This is a genomic window from Sphingomonas sp. FW306-1B-B10E (genome assembly GCF_058782005.1).
In genome coordinates, this window is record NZ_JBYSXG010000040.1 from 1 (window position 1) to 18,105 (window position 18,105).

Consider the following 18,105-nt stretch of genomic DNA (forward strand, 5'->3'; position numbering starts at 1 on the left):
CCCCCAGCCCCTCCCTTGCAGGGAGGGGTGTTCGAAGAGTTAGTACTTCACCCGCTCAGCCTTGAGCCCGCGCTTGGCCAGCTCTGCCTGCACCGCGGCGCTTCCGGCGAGGTGGCCGGCACCGACCGCGACGAACACCGTGCCCGGCGCCTGCATCCGCTGCGCCAGCCAGTCGGCCCACTTCTTGTTGCGCTGGGCGAGCAGCGCGTCGGCGAGCTCGGGCGAGCGGCTGAGATCCTCGTTCATCAGCCGCGCGATCCCGTCGGCATCGCCCGCGCTCCACCGCGCCACCATCTTGTCGATCGTCGCGCCGGCTTCGGGCAAATCGTCGAGCGTGTCGATCAGCATCGTGCGCTGCGCCGCCATCGGCAGGCGATCGAAATAGCCGAGCTGCTCGCGCGCAGTCTCGAGCCCCTCTACCTTCTTGCCCGCGGCCTTTGCCGCCGCGCTCAGCACCGCCTCGGCACCGTCCTTGTCGTCATAACCGAGCCGGCGCAGCGGCGCCGAGGAGAGCAGAGTTGCCGCCAGCCAGGGCTCGGCATGGTCGAGCGCGTCGGGCGCCAGCCCCATCTCGGGAAGCGCCGCGCGGAACTTCGCGGCCTCGGCGGCGGGCAATTGATCGGGCAGCGCCGGGCCGTCGGCGGTCATGCCGAGCTCGCTCACCAGCGCCTGCATCTCAGAGTCGGGCGGCATCACCAGCTCGAGCACGAGTTCGTCGCTCGCGTCGAACGCCTTTTTGACGCCGTCGTCGAACCAGGCGACCCCCGGCTTGAGCATGTGGACCGTGCCGAACAGGTAGATCGTCGTGTCGGCGTCCCTGACCACCCACAAAGCCGGATCGGCATCGTTCGCCGCCGGCTTCGCCTGACAACCGCAAAGCGCCAGCAGCGCCAATCCGAGCCCGATCTTCCGCATCGCCGCGACAGAGGCGATCGCAGGCACCTTGTCAATGCAAGCAGGGCGCGCCAAAGCACCGCGCATATGGCCGAACCTCTCAGCTTCCAGCGAATGATCCTGAAGCTCCATGACTATTGGAGCGAGCGCGGCTGCGTGATCCTCCAGCCCTATGACATGCGGATGGGCGCGGGCACCTTCCACCCGGCGACGACGCTGCGCGCGCTCGGCCCCGAGCCGTGGAACGCCGCCTTCGTCCAGCCCTGCCGCCGCCCCACCGACGGCCGCTATGGCGAGAACCCCAACCGCCTCCAGCATTATTACCAGTATCAGGTCATCCTGAAGCCGAGCCCGCCCGACCTGCAGGCGCTCTATCTCGGCAGCCTCGCCGCGATCGGCGTCGACTTCACCCGCCACGACATCCGCTTCGTCGAGGACGATTGGGAGAGCCCGACGCTCGGCGCCTGGGGCCTGGGCTGGGAAGTCTGGTGCGATGGCATGGAAGTCACCCAGTTCACCTATTTCCAGCAGATGGGCGGGTTCGACTGCAAACCCGTCGCCGGCGAGCTGACCTACGGGCTCGAGCGGTTGGCGATGTACATCCAGAACAAGGACAGCGTGTACGATCTCGCCTTCAACGACAGTGGCGTGACCTACGGCGACGTGTTTCTCGAGAACGAGAAGCAGATGTCCAAATACAATTTCGAGATCGCCGACACCGAGACCTTGTTCGAGGGCTTCCGCAAGGCGATGGCCGAATGCGAGAACTGCCTCGGCCAGGGCGTCCCCATCGCCGCCTACGAGCAGGCGATCGAGGCGAGCCATTTGTTCAACCTGCTCCAGGCCCGCGGCGTCATCTCGGTCGCCGAGCGCCAGGCCTATATCGGCCGCGTCCGCGACCTCGCCAAGGGCAGTTGCGCCGCGTGGATCGAACACATGGCGCCCGCCTGGGCCGAGAAATATCCGGAGTGGACGGTATGATGCCGTGCACGCAAAGCCGCGAAGACGCGAAGATGGTTCGCGCAGAGGCGCAGAGGACGCAGAGGGTGCGGTCCTCGAATGCCGCGGAGCGGCTTCCATTCAGCTTCGACAGAAATCCGGCGTCTCGCTGGCGCGAGCCGGTGCGGCGGGCGACGTCTCTGCGTCCTCTGCGCCTCTGCGCGCAAACGCCTTCTTCTCTTCGCGCCTTTGCGCCTTTGCGTGAATCGAAATGACCGAAGACTTCCTCCTCGAGCTGCGCTCCGAAGAAATCCCCGCGCGGATGCAGGAAAAGGCGCGCACCGATCTCGCGGCGTTGTTCGAGACGCGGCTCAAGGCGCTCAACCTGCCGTTCGAGCGCATCGAGAGCTTCGCCACCCCGCGCCGCCTGGCGCTGATCGTCCGCGGCGTCGCCGAGACCACCACCGCGGCGACCGAGGAGCGCAAGGGCCCGCGCGCCGATGCGCCCGACGCCGCGCTCCAGGGTTTCCTCCGCTCGACCGGTCTCACCCGCGACCAGCTCGTCGCGCGCGACGACGGCAAGGGCAATCAGGTGCTGTTCGCGGTCATCGAGCGCCCCGGGATCGCCGCCGGCTCGGTGCTCGCCAGCGCGGTCACCCATGCGGTTCACAGCTTCGCCTGGCCCAAGTCGATGCGCTGGGGCGCGGCCTCGACCTCGACCGAAAGCCTGCGCTGGGTCCGTCCGCTGCAGGGGATCGTCGCCTTGCTCGGCGACAAGCTCGTGCCGGTCGAAGTCGCCGGGCTGCAAAGCGGCGCGCAGACCGTCGGCCACCGCTTCCACCATCCGGGCGTGATCACCATCGGCTCGGCCAACGACTATGTCGAGAAGCTCCGCGCCTGCCACGTCGTGGTCGACGGCGCCGAGCGCCGCGCGATCATCGCGGTCGGCGCCAAGCTCGCCGCGCAGAAGGCCGGGTTCAGCCTGGTCGAGGACGAGGGCCTGCTGTTCGAGAATGCCGGGCTCACCGAATGGCCGGTGCCTTTGCTCGGGCGGTTCGACGAAGCGTTTCTGGAAGTGCCGCCCGAGGTCATTCAGCTGACTGCGCGGGTAAACCAGAAATACTTCGTCTGCCGCGACAGCGCGGGCAAGCTCGCCAACGCCTTCGTCTGCACCGCCAACGTGGACGCGGCCGATGGCGGCGCCAAGATCGTCGAGGGCAACCAGAAGGTCCTCGCCGCGCGGCTGAGCGATGCGCGCTTCTTCTACGATACCGATCTCAAGACGCGGCTCGAGGACCTGCAGCCCAAGCTCGAAAAGATCGTCTTCCACGAGAAATTGGGGACGGTGGCCGACAAGGTCGACCGCGTGGCGAAGCTCGCGCGGTGGCTGGTGGAGGAGGGGATTGTAAGATCCTCCCCGGAACGGGGAGGGGGACCATCGCGAAGCGATGGTGGAGGGGGAGCGCCACAAGCGACATCCTCTGCGGATAGCCCCCTCCACCGTCCTGCGGACGGTCCCCCTCCCCGTTCCGGGGAGGATCGGGAAAAGCTCGCCGCCCTCGCCGAACGCGCCGCGCGCCTCGCCAAGGCCGATCTCGTCACCGGCATGGTCGGCGAGTTCCCCGAGCTCCAGGGCCTGATCGGCGGCTATTACGCCGCCGCGCAGGGTGAGGACCCGCAGGTCGCCGAGGCGGTGCGCGATCACTACAAGCCGGTCGGGCAGGGGGATGCGGTCCCCACTGCGCCAGTGACAGTGGCGGTGAGTTTGGCGGATAAGCTGGATACGCTTTTCGCTTTTTTCCTCATCGAACAGTTCCCAAGCGGGTCTCGTGACCCATTCGCTTTGCGGCGAGCAGCGCTTGGGACGCTGACGATCCAGCACAGCGCAAACCTTCGCTACTCGTTCCAGCCGCTAGTTAGGGCCTGGGCAAGTATCGCGATCGAGACCTTAAGCACGCGAATTAAGGCTGATTCTGTGGCGATGAAGGGCGAGACGGCTGCAATCGAAGTGAGGCTCGCCGCTGCGGATGAGGCTGCAGATCCTCAAGTCGCTCTGGCGATCTTGAACAGATCAAACTTCGAGCATGACATCGTCACCCATGCCATGGTTCCAAACCTCGGCAAGGTGATTGAGGGTGACGGCGCGCTCCATGCTCATTTGCTCGACTTTTTCGCCGACCGCCTCAAGGTCCAGCAGCGCGAGGCCGGAGTCCGCCACGACCTGATCGACGCGGTCTTCGCGCTCGGCGGCGAGGACGATCTCGTCCGCCTCCTCGCCCGCGTCCACGCGCTCCAGGCCTTCGTCACCACCGAGGACGGCAAGAACCTCCTCGCCGGCTACAAGCGCGCCGCGAACATCCTCAAGAAGGAAGGCTGGCCCACCGGTGCTCCTGCGAAAGCAGGAGCCCAGCATGGGTCGGGATCCAGTGGCGCTGGGCTCCTGCTTTCGGAGGAGAACGGGAGAACGAAAAAAGAACTTTCCTACACGCCCCTTCCTGAGGAACAGTCGCTGATCGAGGCGCTCGATTCGGCCGAACCCATTGCCGCGGCCGCGATCGTGCGCGAGGATTTCGAAGGCGCGATGGCGGCGCTCGCCACGTTGCGCGCGCCGATCGATGCGTTCTTCGACAAGGTGACGGTCAATGATCCCGACCCGGCCAAGCGAGAGTCCCGCCTCGATCTGCTCGCGCGCATGCGTGATGCAGTGCACAAGGTCGCCGACTTCTCGCAAATTGAGGGCTGATCGTCGCATCCGAAGCCGCAACTTTCGCAACTTCAGCCGGCCGAAATTGCGGTCATAACGCCAATGCCGGCATGTTTTTCGGCCCGAATTGAGCATCTTGGCTCGAAGTTGCGACGTGCGCCGAAACCCAACCCCAAAGTTGGCAATGCTGACGCACGAAAATGTGACAACGCGATCAGCACTTCCGCGTTGTTCGCAGTCGCGATAGGCGCGTTTCGTCCCGGGGCGCCGCCTCCAGCATAAGGATCAGGGATGACGCAGTACGTGTACCGCTTCGGCGGCGGGGTTTCGGACGGCGGCAACGGCGACAAGAATTTGCTCGGCGGCAAGGGCGCCAATCTCGACGGCATGGCCGGCATCGGCCTGCCGGTCCCCCCCGGCTTCACGATCAGCACTCCGGTCTGCGCGCTCTATTACGAACAGGGCGAGAGCTTCCCCGACAGCCTCAAGGCCGAAGTCGCCACCGGCGTCGCGCATATCGAAGCCGTCACCGGCAAGAAATTCGGCGATGCCGCCGATCCGCTTCTCGTCTCGGTGCGCAGCGGCGCGCGCGTGTCGATGCCGGGCATGATGGATACCGTGCTCAATCTCGGCCTCAACGACGAGACCGTGCAGGGGCTCGCCCAGGTCAGCGGCGACGATCGCTTCGCCTGGGACAGCTATCGCCGCTTCATCCAGATGTATTCGGACGTCGTGCTCGGGCTCGATCACGGCCGCTTCGAGGAAGCGCTCGAGATCGCCAAGGAAGACAACGGCTATAATCTCGACACCGAGCTGAGCGCCAAGGACTGGCAGAAGCTCGTCGCCGAATACAAGAGCATCGTCGAGGAATTGTGGTCCAAGCCCTTTCCGCAGGACGTCCACGACCAGCTCTGGGGCGCGATCGGCGCGGTGTTCGGCTCCTGGCAATCCGAGCGCGCCAAGGTCTATCGCCGCCTCAACGACATCCCCGGCGATTGGGGCACCGCGGTCAACGTCCAGGCGATGGTGTTCGGCAATATGGGCGAGACGTCGGCGACGGGGGTGGCGTTCACCCGCGATCCGGCCAAGGGCGACAATGCCTATTATGGCGAGTTCCTGATCAACGCGCAGGGCGAGGACGTCGTCGCCGGAATCCGCACCCCGCAATATCTCACCCGCGCGGCGCGCGAGGCGGCGGGCGCCAAGCCGCTGTCGATGGAAGAGGCGATGCCCGAGGTCTATGCCCAGCTCGCCAGCGTGTTCGAGACGCTCGAGACGCATTACCGCGACATGCAGGACATCGAGTTCACCGTCGAGCGCGGCAAGCTTTGGATGCTCCAGACGCGCAGCGGCAAGCGCACCGCCAAGGCGGCGCTCAAGATCGCGGTCGACATGGCGAACGAAGGGCTGATCAGCCAGGAGGAGGCGATCCTTCGCGTCGATCCGATGGCGCTCGATCAGTTGCTCCACCCGACGCTCGATCCCAAGGCGGCGCGTGACGTGCTGACCAAGGGGCTGCCCGCCTCGCCGGGCGCCGCTTCGGGCAAGGCGGTGTTCGACAGCGACACTGCCGAGAAGCGCGCCGCGGCGGGTGACAGCGTGATCCTGATCCGCGTCGAGACCAGCCCCGAGGATATTCACGGCATGCACGCCGCCAAGGGCATCCTGACCGCGCGCGGCGGGATGACCAGCCACGCCGCGGTGGTCGCGCGCGGCATGGGCCGCCCATGCGTGTCGGGGGCGGGGACGCTCGCGATCGTTGCCCGCGAGAAGGTGATGCGCGTCGGCGGACGCGAAGTCCGCGAGGGCGACACGATCACAATCGACGGCACCACCGGCGAAGTGATGTTCGGCGCGGTGCCGACGGTCCAGCCCGAGCTGTCGGGCGATTTCGGCACCTTGATGGAATGGGCCGACGCCAAGCGCCGCTTGAAGGTCCGCGCCAATGCCGAGACCCCGCTCGACTGCCGCACCGCGCGCGAGTTCGGCGCCGAGGGCATCGGGCTGTGCCGCACCGAGCATATGTTCTTTGACGGCGCGCGGATCACCGCGGTGCGCCAGATGATCCTCGCCAGCGACGAGAAGGGCCGCCGCGCCGCGCTCGACAAGCTCCTCCCCGAGCAGCGCAGCGATTTCGTCGAGATCTTCGAGGCCATGGCCGGGCTGCCCTGCACGATCCGCCTGCTCGATCCGCCGCTCCACGAATTCCTGCCGCACGAGGAAGCCGAGTTCGAGGAAGTCGCCAAGGCAGCCGATATCGACGTCGAGACCTTGCGCCGCCGCGCCGCCGAACTCCACGAGTTCAACCCGATGCTCGGCCATCGCGGCTGCCGGCTCGGGGTGACCTATCCCGAAATCTACGAGATGCAGGCGCGCGCGATCTTCGAGGCGGCGGTGCTCGTCGCGGAGAAGTCGGGCGCGGCGCCGATCCCCGAAGTGATGATCCCGCTGGTCGCCACGCGGCGCGAGCTCGAGCTGATGAAGGTCGTCGTCGACAAGGCGGCCGAGGCCGTGTTCGCCGAGAAGGGCCGCCGGATCGAATATCTCGTTGGCACGATGATCGAGCTGCCACGCGCCGCGCTGCGTGCGGGCGAGATCGCCGAGGTCGGCGAGTTCTTCAGCTTCGGCACCAACGACCTGACCCAGACCACGCTCGGCGTCTCGCGGGACGATGCGGCGCGCTTCCTTACGACCTATGTCGAAAAGGGCATCTACGCGCGCGACCCCTTCGTCAGCCTGGATGTCGAGGGCGTCGGCGAGCTGATCGCGCTGGCGGCCGAGCGGGGCAGGGCGACGCGTTCGGGCATCAAGCTCGGCATTTGCGGCGAGCATGGCGGCGATCCGGCGTCGATCGCGTTCTGCGAGGAGACCGGGCTCGATTACGTCTCGGCCTCGCCATACCGCGTGCCGATCGCCCGGCTGGCCGCGGCGCAGGCGGCTTTGCGGGCAAAATAGAGCTGTTCCCCGGCGAAGGCCGGGGCCCAGTATCGGCGAACCCGGTGCGGTCGGACACCCTCTCGACGACCGTGCAACTGGGCCCCGGCCTTCGCCGGGGAACAGCTAACGAGTTGGCGGCGTCGGTACAATCTAGTGCTCCTGCTTCCGCAGGGGCACGCATGGCGGATCAATACGGATCGACGACGCGCGGCGGCGCCACCACCGTGCCCGTCGCGGCGCGTAGGCGAGCATTCTCGGTCTCGAGCTCGCGCAGCCGGCGCTGGGCTTCGCGGAGTTCGGCGCCGGTCTCGTCGCGATAGGTGCGGTGGCGCAGTTCCTCGTCGTGGTACCGGTCGCGCCACTTGCTGCGGCCCGATCGGGCGGCGAGCCCGAAGAAGAACCCGGCCACGAGCGTGATTGCCAAGGCAACGAGTTGCGTGGTGGTGTCGAAAGGCAGTCCCTGCATCGCACGATCTCCAGTGGCCGATGCCACCGTAACGATCGAACCGCGATTTATTTCAACAGCGCGTCATTGATCGAGCAGGCCGCGGGGCCGAGGATGACGATGAACAGCACCGGCAGGATGAACAGGATCAGCGGCACGGTCATGATCGCGGGCAGGCGGGCGGCCTTTTCCTCCGCGCGCATCATCCGCTCGTTGCGGAATTCGGCCGAGAGCACGCGCAGCGCCGAGGCGAGCGGCGTGCCGTATTTCTCGGTCTGGATCATCGTCGTCACCACGCCGCGGATCGCGTCGAGATCGATGCGGTTGGCGAGGTTCTCGAACGCCTGGCGGCGATCGGTGAGGAAGCCCAGTTCGATCGCGGTCAGCGAGAATTCCTCGCCGAGCTCGGGATAGGCCTTGCCCAGCTCGCGCGACACGCGGGCGAAGGCCGCGTCGACGGTCAGGCCCGCCTCGGCGCAGATCACCAGCAGGTCGAGCGCGTCGGGAAGGCCCTTGCGGATCGCGTGGCTGCGCTTGGTGATCTTGTTCTTGAGATAGATGTCGGGCGCCTTGTAGCTCAGGATGAAGCCCATCGCGACGAGGCCATATTTCTTCATCGGGCCCCATTCGGCGACCGCATCGGTGCCGTAGACCATGTACAGGATCGGCATGCCGATCACGATCGGCAGCACCAGCCGCCCGAAGATCACCGCGACCGCCCATTCCTTCGAGCGGATGCCGGCCTGGAGCAGCTTGGTTTGCGCGACCTTGATCTGGCTCTCCTGCAGCACCTTCATCGAGGAGAGCAGCGAGCGGATCCGATCGGTCGTCTCGTTCTTCTGGACGAGCTTGGCGCGGCGCTTCGAGGTCGAGGCAGTGATGCCTGCCTTGAGCTGTTCGCGGCGATCGTTGAGCGCCTTGACGCGCTTGGCCATCGGATCGCGCACCGTGGTCGCGGTATAGATTGCGAAGATCACCGCCGCAGCGGCTATCGCGCTGAGGAAAGTTGCGACGTAAAGGACGTCGACGCCGAGCAGAGTGGGGCCGGTGGGCGTGGTCATCGCATCAGATCTCGAAATTGACCATCTTGGCCATGATGAAGGCGCCGAGGCTCATCCAGATCAGCCCGCCACCGCCGGCGACCATCAACCGCTCATCCTTGAAGAAGTTGAGCATGTAATTGTTGTTGATGAACCAGACGAGACCGAACACGATGAAGGGCAGCGAGCCGACGATCAGCGCCGACGCCTTGGATTCCGACGACATCGCCTTGATCTTGAGCTTCATCTGCGCGCGCTTGCGCAGCACCTCGGCGAGGTTGGACAGCGTCTCGGCCAGATTGCCGCCGGTCTCTCGCTGGATCGCGATGGTGATCGTGAAGAACTGGAATTCGGGCGTGCCGAGGCGGTCCGCAGTCTCCTGCAGCGCGGCGTCGAGCGTGCGGCCGATCTTCATCTTGTCCGAAACCGCGCGGAATTCCTCGCCGACCGGCCCGGCGACTTCCTGGCCGACCACGCCCATCGTCTCGGTGATCGGCAGGCCAGAGCGCAGGCCGCGGACGAGCAACTCGATCGCGTCCGGGAATTTCGCCGTGAACTTGGTGATGCGCCGCTTGATGAAGAAGCTCACCGCCTTATGCGGAAGGCCGACGCCGACGAACAGTCCGAGGAACAGCGCCAGCCAGACCGGTGCGCCCTTGAGATAGAGCAGAGCGGCGGGGACGATGATGAGGCCGAGCGAGACCATCGTATACTGGCTCAGCGTCCAGTTCTTGCCGGTCATGTTGAGGCGCTTCTGGAGCAAGGCGGGATTGGGCAGGAAGCGCGAGGCCGCAAGGTCCATGCCGGTCGCGTTCTTGGTCGTGACGCGGCGGATTTGCGCCTCCATCGCCACTGCGCCGCTGGCGGCATGACGCTCGCGCACGCCGGCGAGGCGGCGCGAGCTAGCACGCGCCGTCGACGGGCCCGAGAAAGCGAGCACCATCAGCGCGAGCACCAGGAAGGTGCCCCCACCAAGCATCAAAACCGGCAGCAATTCCACGCCGACCCGCCTCCGAACATAAACCCGCGCCCGTCAGGCGCGGATGGGTTACTTCTTCGCCTTTGACGGCATCTTGACCTTGATCTTGTCGAGCAATGAGCTGCCCTTCGATCCCTTGGCCGGCGTCGCGGACTTGTCGTCGCGCTCGCCCGAGTCGGTGATCGCGGTGATCCGGCGCGCGAGATCGCCCAACGGCGCCAGCGACTTGGTCGACTTCCCCGCCTCGGCTAGCGGCTTGCCGAGCTTGGCGGCCTGCGCGGCGACTTTCTGCTCGAACGGAATCAGCACGTCGATCTTGCGTTCGATCGAGCCTTCGAAGTCCTTGCGGCTGATCTCGAGCACCGCCTGGGGCTGGACCTTGTTGGCGACGACGATGACCTGTGTCTGCGGCGCATTCGACTTGAACCAGCTGAGGATGCGGATCGCGTCGCGCGCAGCGGCGAGCGTCAGCTCGGTCACCAGCACCGCCACCTGGATATCGGTGATCAGATGCGGATGGTTGACCAGCATGTTGCGGGGCAGATCGACGACAGTGCATTCGAACGCACTGCGCATCTCCTCCTGCAGCTGGTAGAAAGCGGCGCCGTCGGTGAGAACCGGCGCGTTGATCGGTGCCTCGGCCGAGAGCACGGCGAGGCGGTCGGATGCCTTGACCATCGCGCGTTCGATGAACAGTCCGTCGATGCGGCTCGGATTCTCGATCGCGTCGGTCAGGCCGCGGCCCGGCTCGAGGTCGAGCGCCAGTGCGCCGGTGCCGAAATGGACATCGAGGTCGAGCAAAGCGGTGGTGCGGACATGCTTCTCGCTGAGCGACCAGGCGAGCGACGTCGCGATGGTCGAAGCACCGCAGCCGCCACGGGTGCCGATGACGGCGACCGCGCAATGCGGCACATCGCTGCCGGCTTCCGCCTGCTTGGGAGCGTTGAGCGCCGACTGGGCGTGCGCAAAGGTGTCGCGTAGCGCGTCTGGGTTGAGCGGCTTGAGCAGATAGTCGTGGATGCCGCTCGCGACGAGGTCGCGATAGAGGCGGACGTCGTTGACCTGGCCCGATGCGATCACGATCGTGCCGGGCTCGCAGACTTCGGCCAGCGCGTTGATGTCATTGAGCGGATCGCCCGACTCCGAGAGATCGACGAACAGGACGTTCGGGCTCGCCGAGACCGACAGGGTCTGGACCGCGTTGCGCAAGCCCCCCTTGTTGACCTTTTCGGGCGACCAGCCGAGCTCGACGGCGATCGGGCGCAGCGCCTCGGCGGTGGCCTCGTCGCAGACGAACGCGATGAACGGCTCGCGATGCGCGGTCCGCGAGGGATTGAAGGGCGCGTTCACTTATTGCCTCCCGACTTCACTTCGGTGCCGCCGCTGCCGCTCGGCTTCGCGCCGCGGAATGCGTTGATCGCCTTGTTGCCGCTGGCCGGATCGCTCAGCGGCGAGCCGCTGACGCCGCGGACGAGATCGGCCGGATCGGCGACCATAGCGGCGAGGTTGCTGTTGATCGCGCAGCCGTAATTGGAAGTGGTGCTCTGCGACCAATCGGGCGTGTAGTCGCGCGAATGGTCGGGACAGTTGGGCACGCTGGCGGTCATCCGCGTGACCACGACGCGTACGGTGCCGGGCGCGATCTGGCCGACGGTGACCGGCGCCTGGTCGGAGAGCATGATCCCGTAGCGATTGGCCTGGGCAGCGATCTCGTCGCGCCCGCCGGTACCGCGGCCGCCATCGTCGATCGCGATGCGGTCGCCGTAGCGCAGGCCCATCGAGCTCAGCCAGCCGGCGAGCCTTTGGCCTTCGCCGGGCGCGAGGGCATAGCCTGCCGTCTGGACGTCGAACACATAGTCGTTCCGCTCGACGACCGGCTGATAGACCGATTCGACGCCGCCATTATAGGTCCCGCACGCGCTGAGCAGCAGCGCGGGAGCGAGGAGGAGGGGAGTGAAGCGCGACAACATTGCGATCTCCTCAGGACATCAGAAGCCGAAGCCGGGGGCGGCGGTGCCACCCTTTTTCGGCCGCGAAGCTACGGGCGCAGCCTTTGCGGGCGGCGGAGCGGGAGTGAACGGCGCGGCGGGCCCGGGCGCGAAGGCGCCCACGGTCGGCGTCGCGCTGCCCGACGGTGCCATCATCGGCTTGGGACGTTCGCCGCTCGACTTGTTGCCGACGAGGTCGCCGCCGATCAGCCGCTCGAAATCGTCCGGCGCCTTATAGCCGTCGGTCGGTAGCACGATCTGGTTCGCGTTGACCGGCTTGACCAGATACGGGGTGATCACGATCACCAGTTCGGTCTCGTTGCGGCGGAAGCTGTTCGAGCGGAACAGTGCGCCGAGGACGGGCACGTCGCCGAGCCCGGGGGTCTTGTCGATCGAATTGTCGTGGCTGTTCTGCAGCAGGCCGCCGATCACCATGCTCTCGCCAGAGCCGAGCTCGACCGTGGTCTCCGCGCGTCGCGTCGACAGCGCGAAGACGGTGTTGCCGCCCAGCGTGACCGCGCCCGCAGTGCTCAGCGACGAAACTTCAGGGCGCACCCGCAGCGAGATACGGCCGTCGGACAATACCGTCGGCGTGTAGGCGAGACTGACGCCGTAGGGCTTGTACTCGACCGAGATCGCGCCGAGGCCCTGGCTCACCAGGATCGGGATCTCGCCGCCGGCAAGGAAAGTGCTGGTCTCGCCCGAGAGCGCGGTAAGATTGGGGTTAGTGAGCGTCGTCACCTGGCCGATCCGCTCGCCGAGATCGAGCGCGCCGAGAATGTCGAGCCCGAGCAGCTTGCCGGCCAGGCCGAGCGTGCTGAACTTGTCGCCCTTGGTGACATTGTAGGTCGAGCCGGTACCCGGATAGACGAAGTCGCCGCGCTGCGGATCGAACGGCAGCCGGATCGTGCCCGCCGGGAAGCCGAAACGCGACGAGGCGTCGAGGATCGGCAGATTGGCGAGATTGGGCGTGCCGATCGTACCGGGCACGCGCGCGCCCGATGCAACGCCGAAGTTGAAGCCACTGGTCTGGTCGCGGGTGGCGAGGTTGACGCCGACATCCTTGACGAAGCTGCGGCTCACCTCGGCGAAGCGCACCTGCAGATTGACCTGGAGCGGCGTCGCCGTCTTGAGGCGGTTGATAACCGGGATCTTCAGCTGCGCCGCCGGATCGGAGATGTTGACCCCCGGGTTGAGCGCGGCGAGCACGAGGCGCTGGGCCTGCTCGCTATCGTCGGGCGAGGCGACGGTCCCGGTCAGCACCGCGAGCTGCCCCACGGTGGTGACCTTGATGTCCGCGTCGGGCATTGCCGCCTTCATCATGCGGTCGATCGACGTGATGTTCTGCGCGACGCGAACGTTGGTCGAATAGACCACGCTGCCGCTCGCGGTGGTGGCGAAGACGGTCGCTTCGCCGAAATCCTTGCCGAACAAGTGGATCTGGCGCGGATTGGCAACATAGACGTCGGCCACCGACGGGTTCGACGTCCACACGTTGGTGACATTGGCGGGCAGGGTGACCAGCTCGCCCTGGCCGATCGACAGCAGGACCTCGCTGGTCGGGCGCTGAGCGCCGACCGGCAGGTTCGCCACGCGCGCCTTCTGGCGCGATTGGGCAATCACTTCGGCAGGCAGGCTCATCGCCATCGCCGCCATCACCGTGGCGCCGAGCGCCCGGTTGAGGAGTGTCTTGGTGCGCATCTTAGTTCTTACCCCCGACCTCGACTTCGGTCACGCTGTTGCCGCGAGCAACATTGACCACGGGCCCCTTTTTCTGGACCACTGCGACGACTGCCCCCGTGCCGTCGGTCGTGACCTTCGGCATGTGATCCTCGGCGCGGCCGGGCACCGTGCTGCGCTGGAAGCGCGAAACGTCGGCGCCGGTGGCGAAGCCGCCACGGCCTTCCGTCGGACGCGCGGCGGCGCGGGCCAGCATTTCCTTTTCCTTTTTCGGATCGCCGTCGGCGGGCACGTCGACTTCGCCGCTGGCGATCGCTTCCTCGAGCTCGCCCTGATTGTCGGCGATCGAGCGCAGCGACAGCGAGAGCGAACCGAGCGTCTGCGCGACGGCGAGCTTCTCGGCGATCTTGGGAGTCGCCTCGACGGTGACGGTCGAGAAGGTGCTGACGACGGTGTTGCCCTTGTCGTCGGTCTGCTTGTCGGTCTTCTGGTCGGTGGCGAGCACGCGCAGGTTGCGCATGATCGTCTCCGAAGCCTTGAGCGGGGGACCATCGCCGCCGCCGGTGACCGTCTGGGTCAGGACCAGGTCGATGCGATCGCCCGGGAAGACGAAGCCCGAAACGTTGGCGCCCTGCGCCGACACCGGAACCGTGACGGCACGCATGCCGGGCCCGAGCGCAGCGGCGAGGAAGCCGCGGTCGCCCGGCTTGACCAGCGCACCCTGGGTGATCGGCTGGCCGGCGGGAATCGCGAAACGGACGACGGTGCCCTGCAGCTTGGCCGGCTCCGACTCGCCCTTGATGTAATAGGCGCCTTCGACGAGCTCCTTCGGCCAGGCGACGTACTTGAACGACGTGGCATCGAGGATCGTCCCCACGGGGAGTTCGCGCGTCGCGACCATCACCTCGGTGGTGTTCTGCGGCTGCACGGCAGCCGGGATCGCCGCCGCGGTGGGCGCGGGCGTGCCGAGCACGAGGCTGCGCGCCATGAATGCGGTCACCGCGGCCACGACGAGCGCGCCTACGAGCAGAATGAGCTTGCGTGCATCCATTTCGCTTCAAGCCTTTTCAATAACATGGCCGGTTAAGAGCGCCGGCGTTAAGCATCACGTAAACTGGTTAAAAATCGGTTCGCGAAGAACGAGCAGCGTCGAAATCGCGATCGCCACGCCGTACGGCGTCTCCGGCAAGATGCCGCCGCGCCGTGCCGCACGCATCCCGAAGACCAGTCCGATTCCGATCGCAGTGAGCAATCCGAGCAGGATGCATGCGGCGGTCAGCGGGCGCCCGGCCAGAAGTGTCAGCACATGCGGCCAGCCGGCCCAGCCAAGCGCGACCAAAGCAGCGACGCCGACAACGAGCGGGACGATCGTCCGCCATGGCAGGCCGCGAAGGCCGCCGCGAAGCTGCGTCCAGCGTTCCGCCACCATCACCGCGGTCAGCACGCCGCCGACGAGCGACATCAGCATCAGCATCCAGACCAGCGGCTGTCCGGGGAGCCACAGCGCCAGCGCGCCGATCAATTTGACGTCACCCCCGCCCATCTGCCCGATCGCGAACGCGCCGACGAAGAAGGCGAAGACCAGGCTGGCGATGCCGAGCTGGACCGCGATGTCCGGCCACAAAGCCAGTCCGTTGGCCCACCACCAGAGCGGCGCGAGCAGCGCGATGACGGCATTCTTCCAATTGGCGATGTTGCGCGAACGCGCATCCTCAATCCCGGCCGAGACCAGGAGCAGGCCGAGCGCGCCCAGCAGCAAGGTAAGAAAGACGTTCCCCATCCCGCCTCAGACCTAGACGGGATGGCTTATCAAAACGTAACCACGCCGTATGGCAACTTCCCGTATAGACCGTCGCGCCTATCCCGACGGAGCGCGTATCGATCGTTGGGCCGCCCCGGACGGTTGGGAGCACCGGGTGTTCGAATGGCGGGCCGAACAGGCGCCGGCGCGCGGCTCGATCCTCTTCCAGGGCGGGCGCGGCGACGTCTTTGAGAAATATATCGAGACCTTCGCGCACTGGCATGCAGCGGGCTGGAACATCACGTCGTTCGACTGGCGCGGGCAGGGCGGCTCCGGGCGGCTGACCCAGGCCGGGAATTGCGGGCATATCGAGAATTATGCCCATTACATCCAGGACCTCCGCGACTTCTGGACTGCCTGGTCAGCGACCAATCCCGGCCCCCGCATCGCGATGGGCCATTCGATGGGCGGGCATCTGGTGCTGCGCGCGCTCGTCGAGGGCGTAATCGCGCCTGATGCCGCGGTTCTCGTCGCGCCGATGCTGGGGTTCAGGCCCGGAATCTTCGGCCCGTTCGCGGAGCGCGCCGCGAACCTGCTCGGCGGCCTCGGCGATCCGTCGCGTCCGGCGTGGAAGGGGAACGAGAAGCCCTATACCACCGAGACCCGGGCCTCGTTGCTGACCCATGATCCCGATCGCTACGCCGACGAGATCTGGTGGCAGACCCACGATCCGTCGATCCTCACCGGCCCGCCGAGCTGGCGCTGGGTGATCGAAGGCTTCCGCTCGATCCGCGAACTCGCCGCCGATCCGCGGCTGGAGGCGATGCGCGTGCCGACGCTGATGCTTGTCGCCGAGCGCGACGGGCTGATCGACGGGCGGGCCGCGCTCGCGCTCGCGCCGCGGCTGCCCGATGCCCAGCTCGTCCGCTTCGGCAAGGAAAGCGCGCACGAGATCCTCCGCGAAGTCGATCCCGTCCGCGATCGCGCTTTGACCGAAATCGACGCATTCCTGGCGAAGCGAGCGCCGCAGGCGTGACCCGCTGGGACGTCGCGATCGTCGGTGCGGGGATTGCCGGGGCGAGCCTCGCCGCCGAGCTCGCGCCCCACGCGCGCGTGCTGCTGCTCGAAGCCGAGGACGCGCCGGGCTATCACGCCACCGGGCGATCGGCGGCCTTTTGGTCGGAGACCTATGGCGGGCCCGACGTGCAGCCGCTGACCACTGCGTCGGGGCCGTTCCTCAAAGAGGGGGGCTTTCTCGAACCGCTCGGCTCGCTGCACATCGGTCGCGTGAGTGAGGAGCGGCAGATCCAGGGCTTTCTCGCGAAATTCGAAGGTTCGGGGGTCGTGCTCAGCGCAGTCGATCCGCGCGAGACGCTGCCGGGGCTGCGTCCCGTATGGACGCTCGGCGTCTTCGAGCCGAGCTGCGAATATATCGATGTCGGCGGCCTCCACGCGGCCTATCTCGCCGCAGCGCGACGCGCGGGCGCGGAACTCGTCACGTCGGCCGGGCTGGAGCGTGCGGTTCGCGCCGAAGGTCGTTGGCTGCTCGACACCCGCGCCGGGCCCTTCGAGGCCGACATCCTGGTCAACGCCGCCGGCGCCTGGGCCGATCGCGTCGCGGCGCTGGCGGGGGCGACGCCGCTCGGCATCCAGCCCTATCGCCGAACTATGCTCCAGTTGCGGACCGACCCTGCGCCGCCGCCGCACTGTCCGCACGTGGCGCATATCGGCGGCAGCTTCTACTTCAAGCCCGAGGGGAGCGGGCGGCTGTGGCTGAGTCCGCATGACGAGACGCCAAGCGACCCGTGCGATGCCGCGCCCGAGGAGCTCGACGTCGCGCTCGCGATCGACCGCTTCGAGCACGTCGTCGACTGGCGCGTCGCCGGGCTGGAGCACAAATGGGCGGGACTGCGCAGCTTCGCGCCCGATCGGCTGCCGGTTTATGGCTTCGATCCGGTGGTCGACGGCCTGTTTTGGTGCGCGGGGCAGGGCGGCTTCGGCATCCAGACTGCGCCCGCCGCGGCGAAGCTGGCCGCGGCCGCGCTGCTGGGCCGTTCGCCCGGCGCGGAAGTCGCGCATATCGATCCGGCACGCTATTCGCCCGAGCGGTTCGCCGCCTAGGCCGCCTTCCGCTACGGAAAGCGCGTTCTGCGGCAAAGCCGAGGATTTCTGCGGCTTCGAGCCGATTTCCCTCGCTGCGAATCGCGTCCGATGATAGCTTCACTGCCCATGCAAGGTACTGCGCGCCCCTATCAATTCCCGATCGACGTCGCTCACGAGGACATCGATTTCATGGGGCACGTCAACAATGCCAGCTATTTGAAATGGGTGCAGGAAGCGGTGATCAGCCACTGGCGCGGCATTGCCCCGCCCGATGCAGTCGCGCAGCATCTCTGGGTCGCGCTCAAGCACGAGATCACCTATCGCCGCCCGGCGTTTCTTGACGACGATGTCGTCGCGACGGTCCTGCTCGAAAAGGTGCAGGGCGCGCGTGCCTTTTATGAGACCGTGATCAAGCGCGGCACCGAAGTGCTGGCCGAGGTCAAGTCGAGCTGGTGCTGCCTCGATGCCGAGACGCTGCGGCCTGCGCGGCTGGCGCAGAACGTCATCGATCATTTCTTCGCCAAGACCGACGACTAGTCCACACGCGCCTACGGGCGGTCTGGCCACCAGCTCGCCGATGTTCACACGCATGTCGCACCTGAGCGATACGCCGCCTTGTTCTCGGGAAGAACGGCGGTGGCTGCGCGCGCGAAAC

14 protein-coding genes and 1 pseudogene are annotated in these 18,105 nt (G+C 66.7%); 6 read left to right on the top strand and 9 right to left on the bottom strand.

Annotation, left to right across the window (positions count from 1 at the left end):
• Positions 1 to 39 precede the first annotated feature (39 nt).
• On the bottom strand, positions 40 to 915 hold the full coding sequence (locus AC3WJI_RS15120) for a TraB/GumN family protein (RefSeq protein ID WP_492758110.1): 876 nt from the start codon (positions 913 to 915) through the stop codon (positions 40 to 42).
• Between the two features lie 66 nt (positions 916 to 981).
• Here AC3WJI_RS15120 and AC3WJI_RS15125 point away from each other — a divergent pair, with 66 nt between their 5' ends.
• From AC3WJI_RS15125 to ppdK, 3 genes are all read left to right on the top strand, one after another.
• On the top strand, positions 982 to 1,875 hold the full coding sequence (locus tag AC3WJI_RS15125; RefSeq protein WP_492758111.1) for a glycine--tRNA ligase subunit alpha: 894 nt from the start codon (positions 982 to 984) through the stop codon (positions 1,873 to 1,875).
• Positions 1,876 to 2,104: 229 nt separating this feature from the next.
• Entirely contained in the window at positions 2,105 to 4,576 is a 2,472-nt protein-coding gene (glyS, locus tag AC3WJI_RS15130) for a glycine--tRNA ligase subunit beta (RefSeq protein WP_492758112.1), read from the top strand.
• Between the two features lie 252 nt (positions 4,577 to 4,828).
• Entirely contained in the window at positions 4,829 to 7,492 is a 2,664-nt protein-coding gene (gene ppdK, locus AC3WJI_RS15135) for a pyruvate, phosphate dikinase (RefSeq protein WP_492758113.1), read from the top strand.
• 169 nt (positions 7,493 to 7,661) lie between these two features.
• Here ppdK and AC3WJI_RS15140 read toward each other — a convergent pair whose 3' ends face one another.
• The 8 genes and pseudogenes from AC3WJI_RS15140 to AC3WJI_RS15175 form a co-directional block, all read right to left on the bottom strand.
• A complete protein-coding gene (locus AC3WJI_RS15140; RefSeq protein ID WP_492758114.1) occupies positions 7,662 to 7,940 on the bottom strand; it encodes a hypothetical protein in 279 nt (92 codons plus the stop codon).
• 47 nt (positions 7,941 to 7,987) lie between these two features.
• Positions 7,988 to 8,980, bottom strand: coding sequence for a type II secretion system F family protein (locus AC3WJI_RS15145; protein ID WP_492758115.1), 993 nt, complete (start codon positions 8,978 to 8,980; stop codon positions 7,988 to 7,990).
• Between the two features lie 4 nt (positions 8,981 to 8,984).
• Entirely contained in the window at positions 8,985 to 9,959 is a 975-nt protein-coding gene (locus AC3WJI_RS15150) for a type II secretion system F family protein (protein WP_492758116.1), read from the bottom strand.
• A 48-nt stretch (positions 9,960 to 10,007) separates the two neighbouring features.
• Positions 10,008 to 11,288, bottom strand: coding sequence for a CpaE/TadZ family protein (locus tag AC3WJI_RS15155; protein WP_492758117.1), 1,281 nt, complete (start codon positions 11,286 to 11,288; stop codon positions 10,008 to 10,010).
• Positions 11,285 to 11,908: a CpaD family pilus assembly lipoprotein gene (locus tag AC3WJI_RS15160; RefSeq protein WP_492758118.1), complete on the bottom strand. Its 624-nt coding sequence runs from the start codon at positions 11,906 to 11,908 to the stop codon at positions 11,285 to 11,287. Before AC3WJI_RS15160 ends, AC3WJI_RS15155 begins: the two co-directional genes overlap by 4 nt.
• Positions 11,909 to 11,926: 18 nt before the next feature.
• Positions 11,927 to 13,627, bottom strand: a complete 1,701-nt coding sequence (locus AC3WJI_RS15165) for a type II and III secretion system protein family protein (RefSeq protein WP_492758119.1) — start codon at positions 13,625 to 13,627, stop codon at positions 11,927 to 11,929.
• Position 13,628: 1 nt separating this feature from the next.
• Entirely contained in the window at positions 13,629 to 14,657 is a 1,029-nt protein-coding gene (cpaB, locus tag AC3WJI_RS15170) for a Flp pilus assembly protein CpaB (RefSeq protein ID WP_492758120.1), read from the bottom strand.
• A gap of 380 nt (positions 14,658 to 15,037) precedes the next feature.
• Positions 15,038 to 15,386 (bottom strand): annotated as a pseudogene (locus AC3WJI_RS15175) (A24 family peptidase); the annotation flags it as partial.
• A gap of 49 nt (positions 15,387 to 15,435) precedes the next feature.
• Here AC3WJI_RS15175 and AC3WJI_RS15180 point away from each other — a divergent pair.
• The 3 genes from AC3WJI_RS15180 (at position 15,436) to AC3WJI_RS15190 (ending at position 17,987) form a co-directional block, all read left to right on the top strand.
• On the top strand, positions 15,436 to 16,383 hold the full coding sequence (locus tag AC3WJI_RS15180; protein ID WP_492758121.1) for an alpha/beta fold hydrolase: 948 nt from the start codon (positions 15,436 to 15,438) through the stop codon (positions 16,381 to 16,383).
• A complete protein-coding gene (locus tag AC3WJI_RS15185; RefSeq protein WP_492758122.1) occupies positions 16,380 to 17,468 on the top strand; it encodes an NAD(P)/FAD-dependent oxidoreductase in 1,089 nt (362 codons plus the stop codon). Before AC3WJI_RS15180 ends, AC3WJI_RS15185 begins: the two co-directional genes overlap by 4 nt.
• A 108-nt stretch (positions 17,469 to 17,576) precedes the next feature.
• A complete protein-coding gene (locus tag AC3WJI_RS15190; RefSeq protein ID WP_492758123.1) occupies positions 17,577 to 17,987 on the top strand; it encodes an acyl-CoA thioesterase in 411 nt (136 codons plus the stop codon).
• Positions 17,988 to 18,105 lie beyond the last annotated feature (118 nt).

Bases quoted from the DNA above. Each gene is read 5' to 3' on its own strand.
- AC3WJI_RS15180 (WP_492758121.1), top strand. From the start codon at position 15,436: ATGGCAACTTCCCGTATAGACCGTCGCGCCTATCCCGACGGAGCGCGT.
- AC3WJI_RS15190 (WP_492758123.1), top strand. From the start codon at position 17,577: ATGCAAGGTACTGCGCGCCCCTATCAATTCCCGATCGACGTCGCTCAC.
- ppdK (WP_492758113.1), top strand. From the start codon at position 4,829: ATGACGCAGTACGTGTACCGCTTCGGCGGCGGGGTTTCGGACGGCGGC.
- AC3WJI_RS15120 (WP_492758110.1), bottom strand. From the start codon at position 915: ATGCGGAAGATCGGGCTCGGATTGGCGCTGCTGGCGCTTTGCGGTTGT.
- AC3WJI_RS15145 (WP_492758115.1), bottom strand. From the start codon at position 8,980: ATGACCACGCCCACCGGCCCCACTCTGCTCGGCGTCGACGTCCTTTAC.
- AC3WJI_RS15160 (WP_492758118.1), bottom strand. From the start codon at position 11,908: ATGTTGTCGCGCTTCACTCCCCTCCTCCTCGCTCCCGCGCTGCTGCTC.
- AC3WJI_RS15165 (WP_492758119.1), bottom strand. From the start codon at position 13,627: ATGCGCACCAAGACACTCCTCAACCGGGCGCTCGGCGCCACGGTGATG.
- cpaB (WP_492758120.1), bottom strand. From the start codon at position 14,657: ATGGATGCACGCAAGCTCATTCTGCTCGTAGGCGCGCTCGTCGTGGCC.
- AC3WJI_RS15125 (WP_492758111.1), top strand. From the start codon at position 982: ATGGCCGAACCTCTCAGCTTCCAGCGAATGATCCTGAAGCTCCATGAC.
- AC3WJI_RS15140 (WP_492758114.1), bottom strand. From the start codon at position 7,940: ATGCAGGGACTGCCTTTCGACACCACCACGCAACTCGTTGCCTTGGCA.
- glyS (WP_492758112.1), top strand. From the start codon at position 2,105: ATGACCGAAGACTTCCTCCTCGAGCTGCGCTCCGAAGAAATCCCCGCG.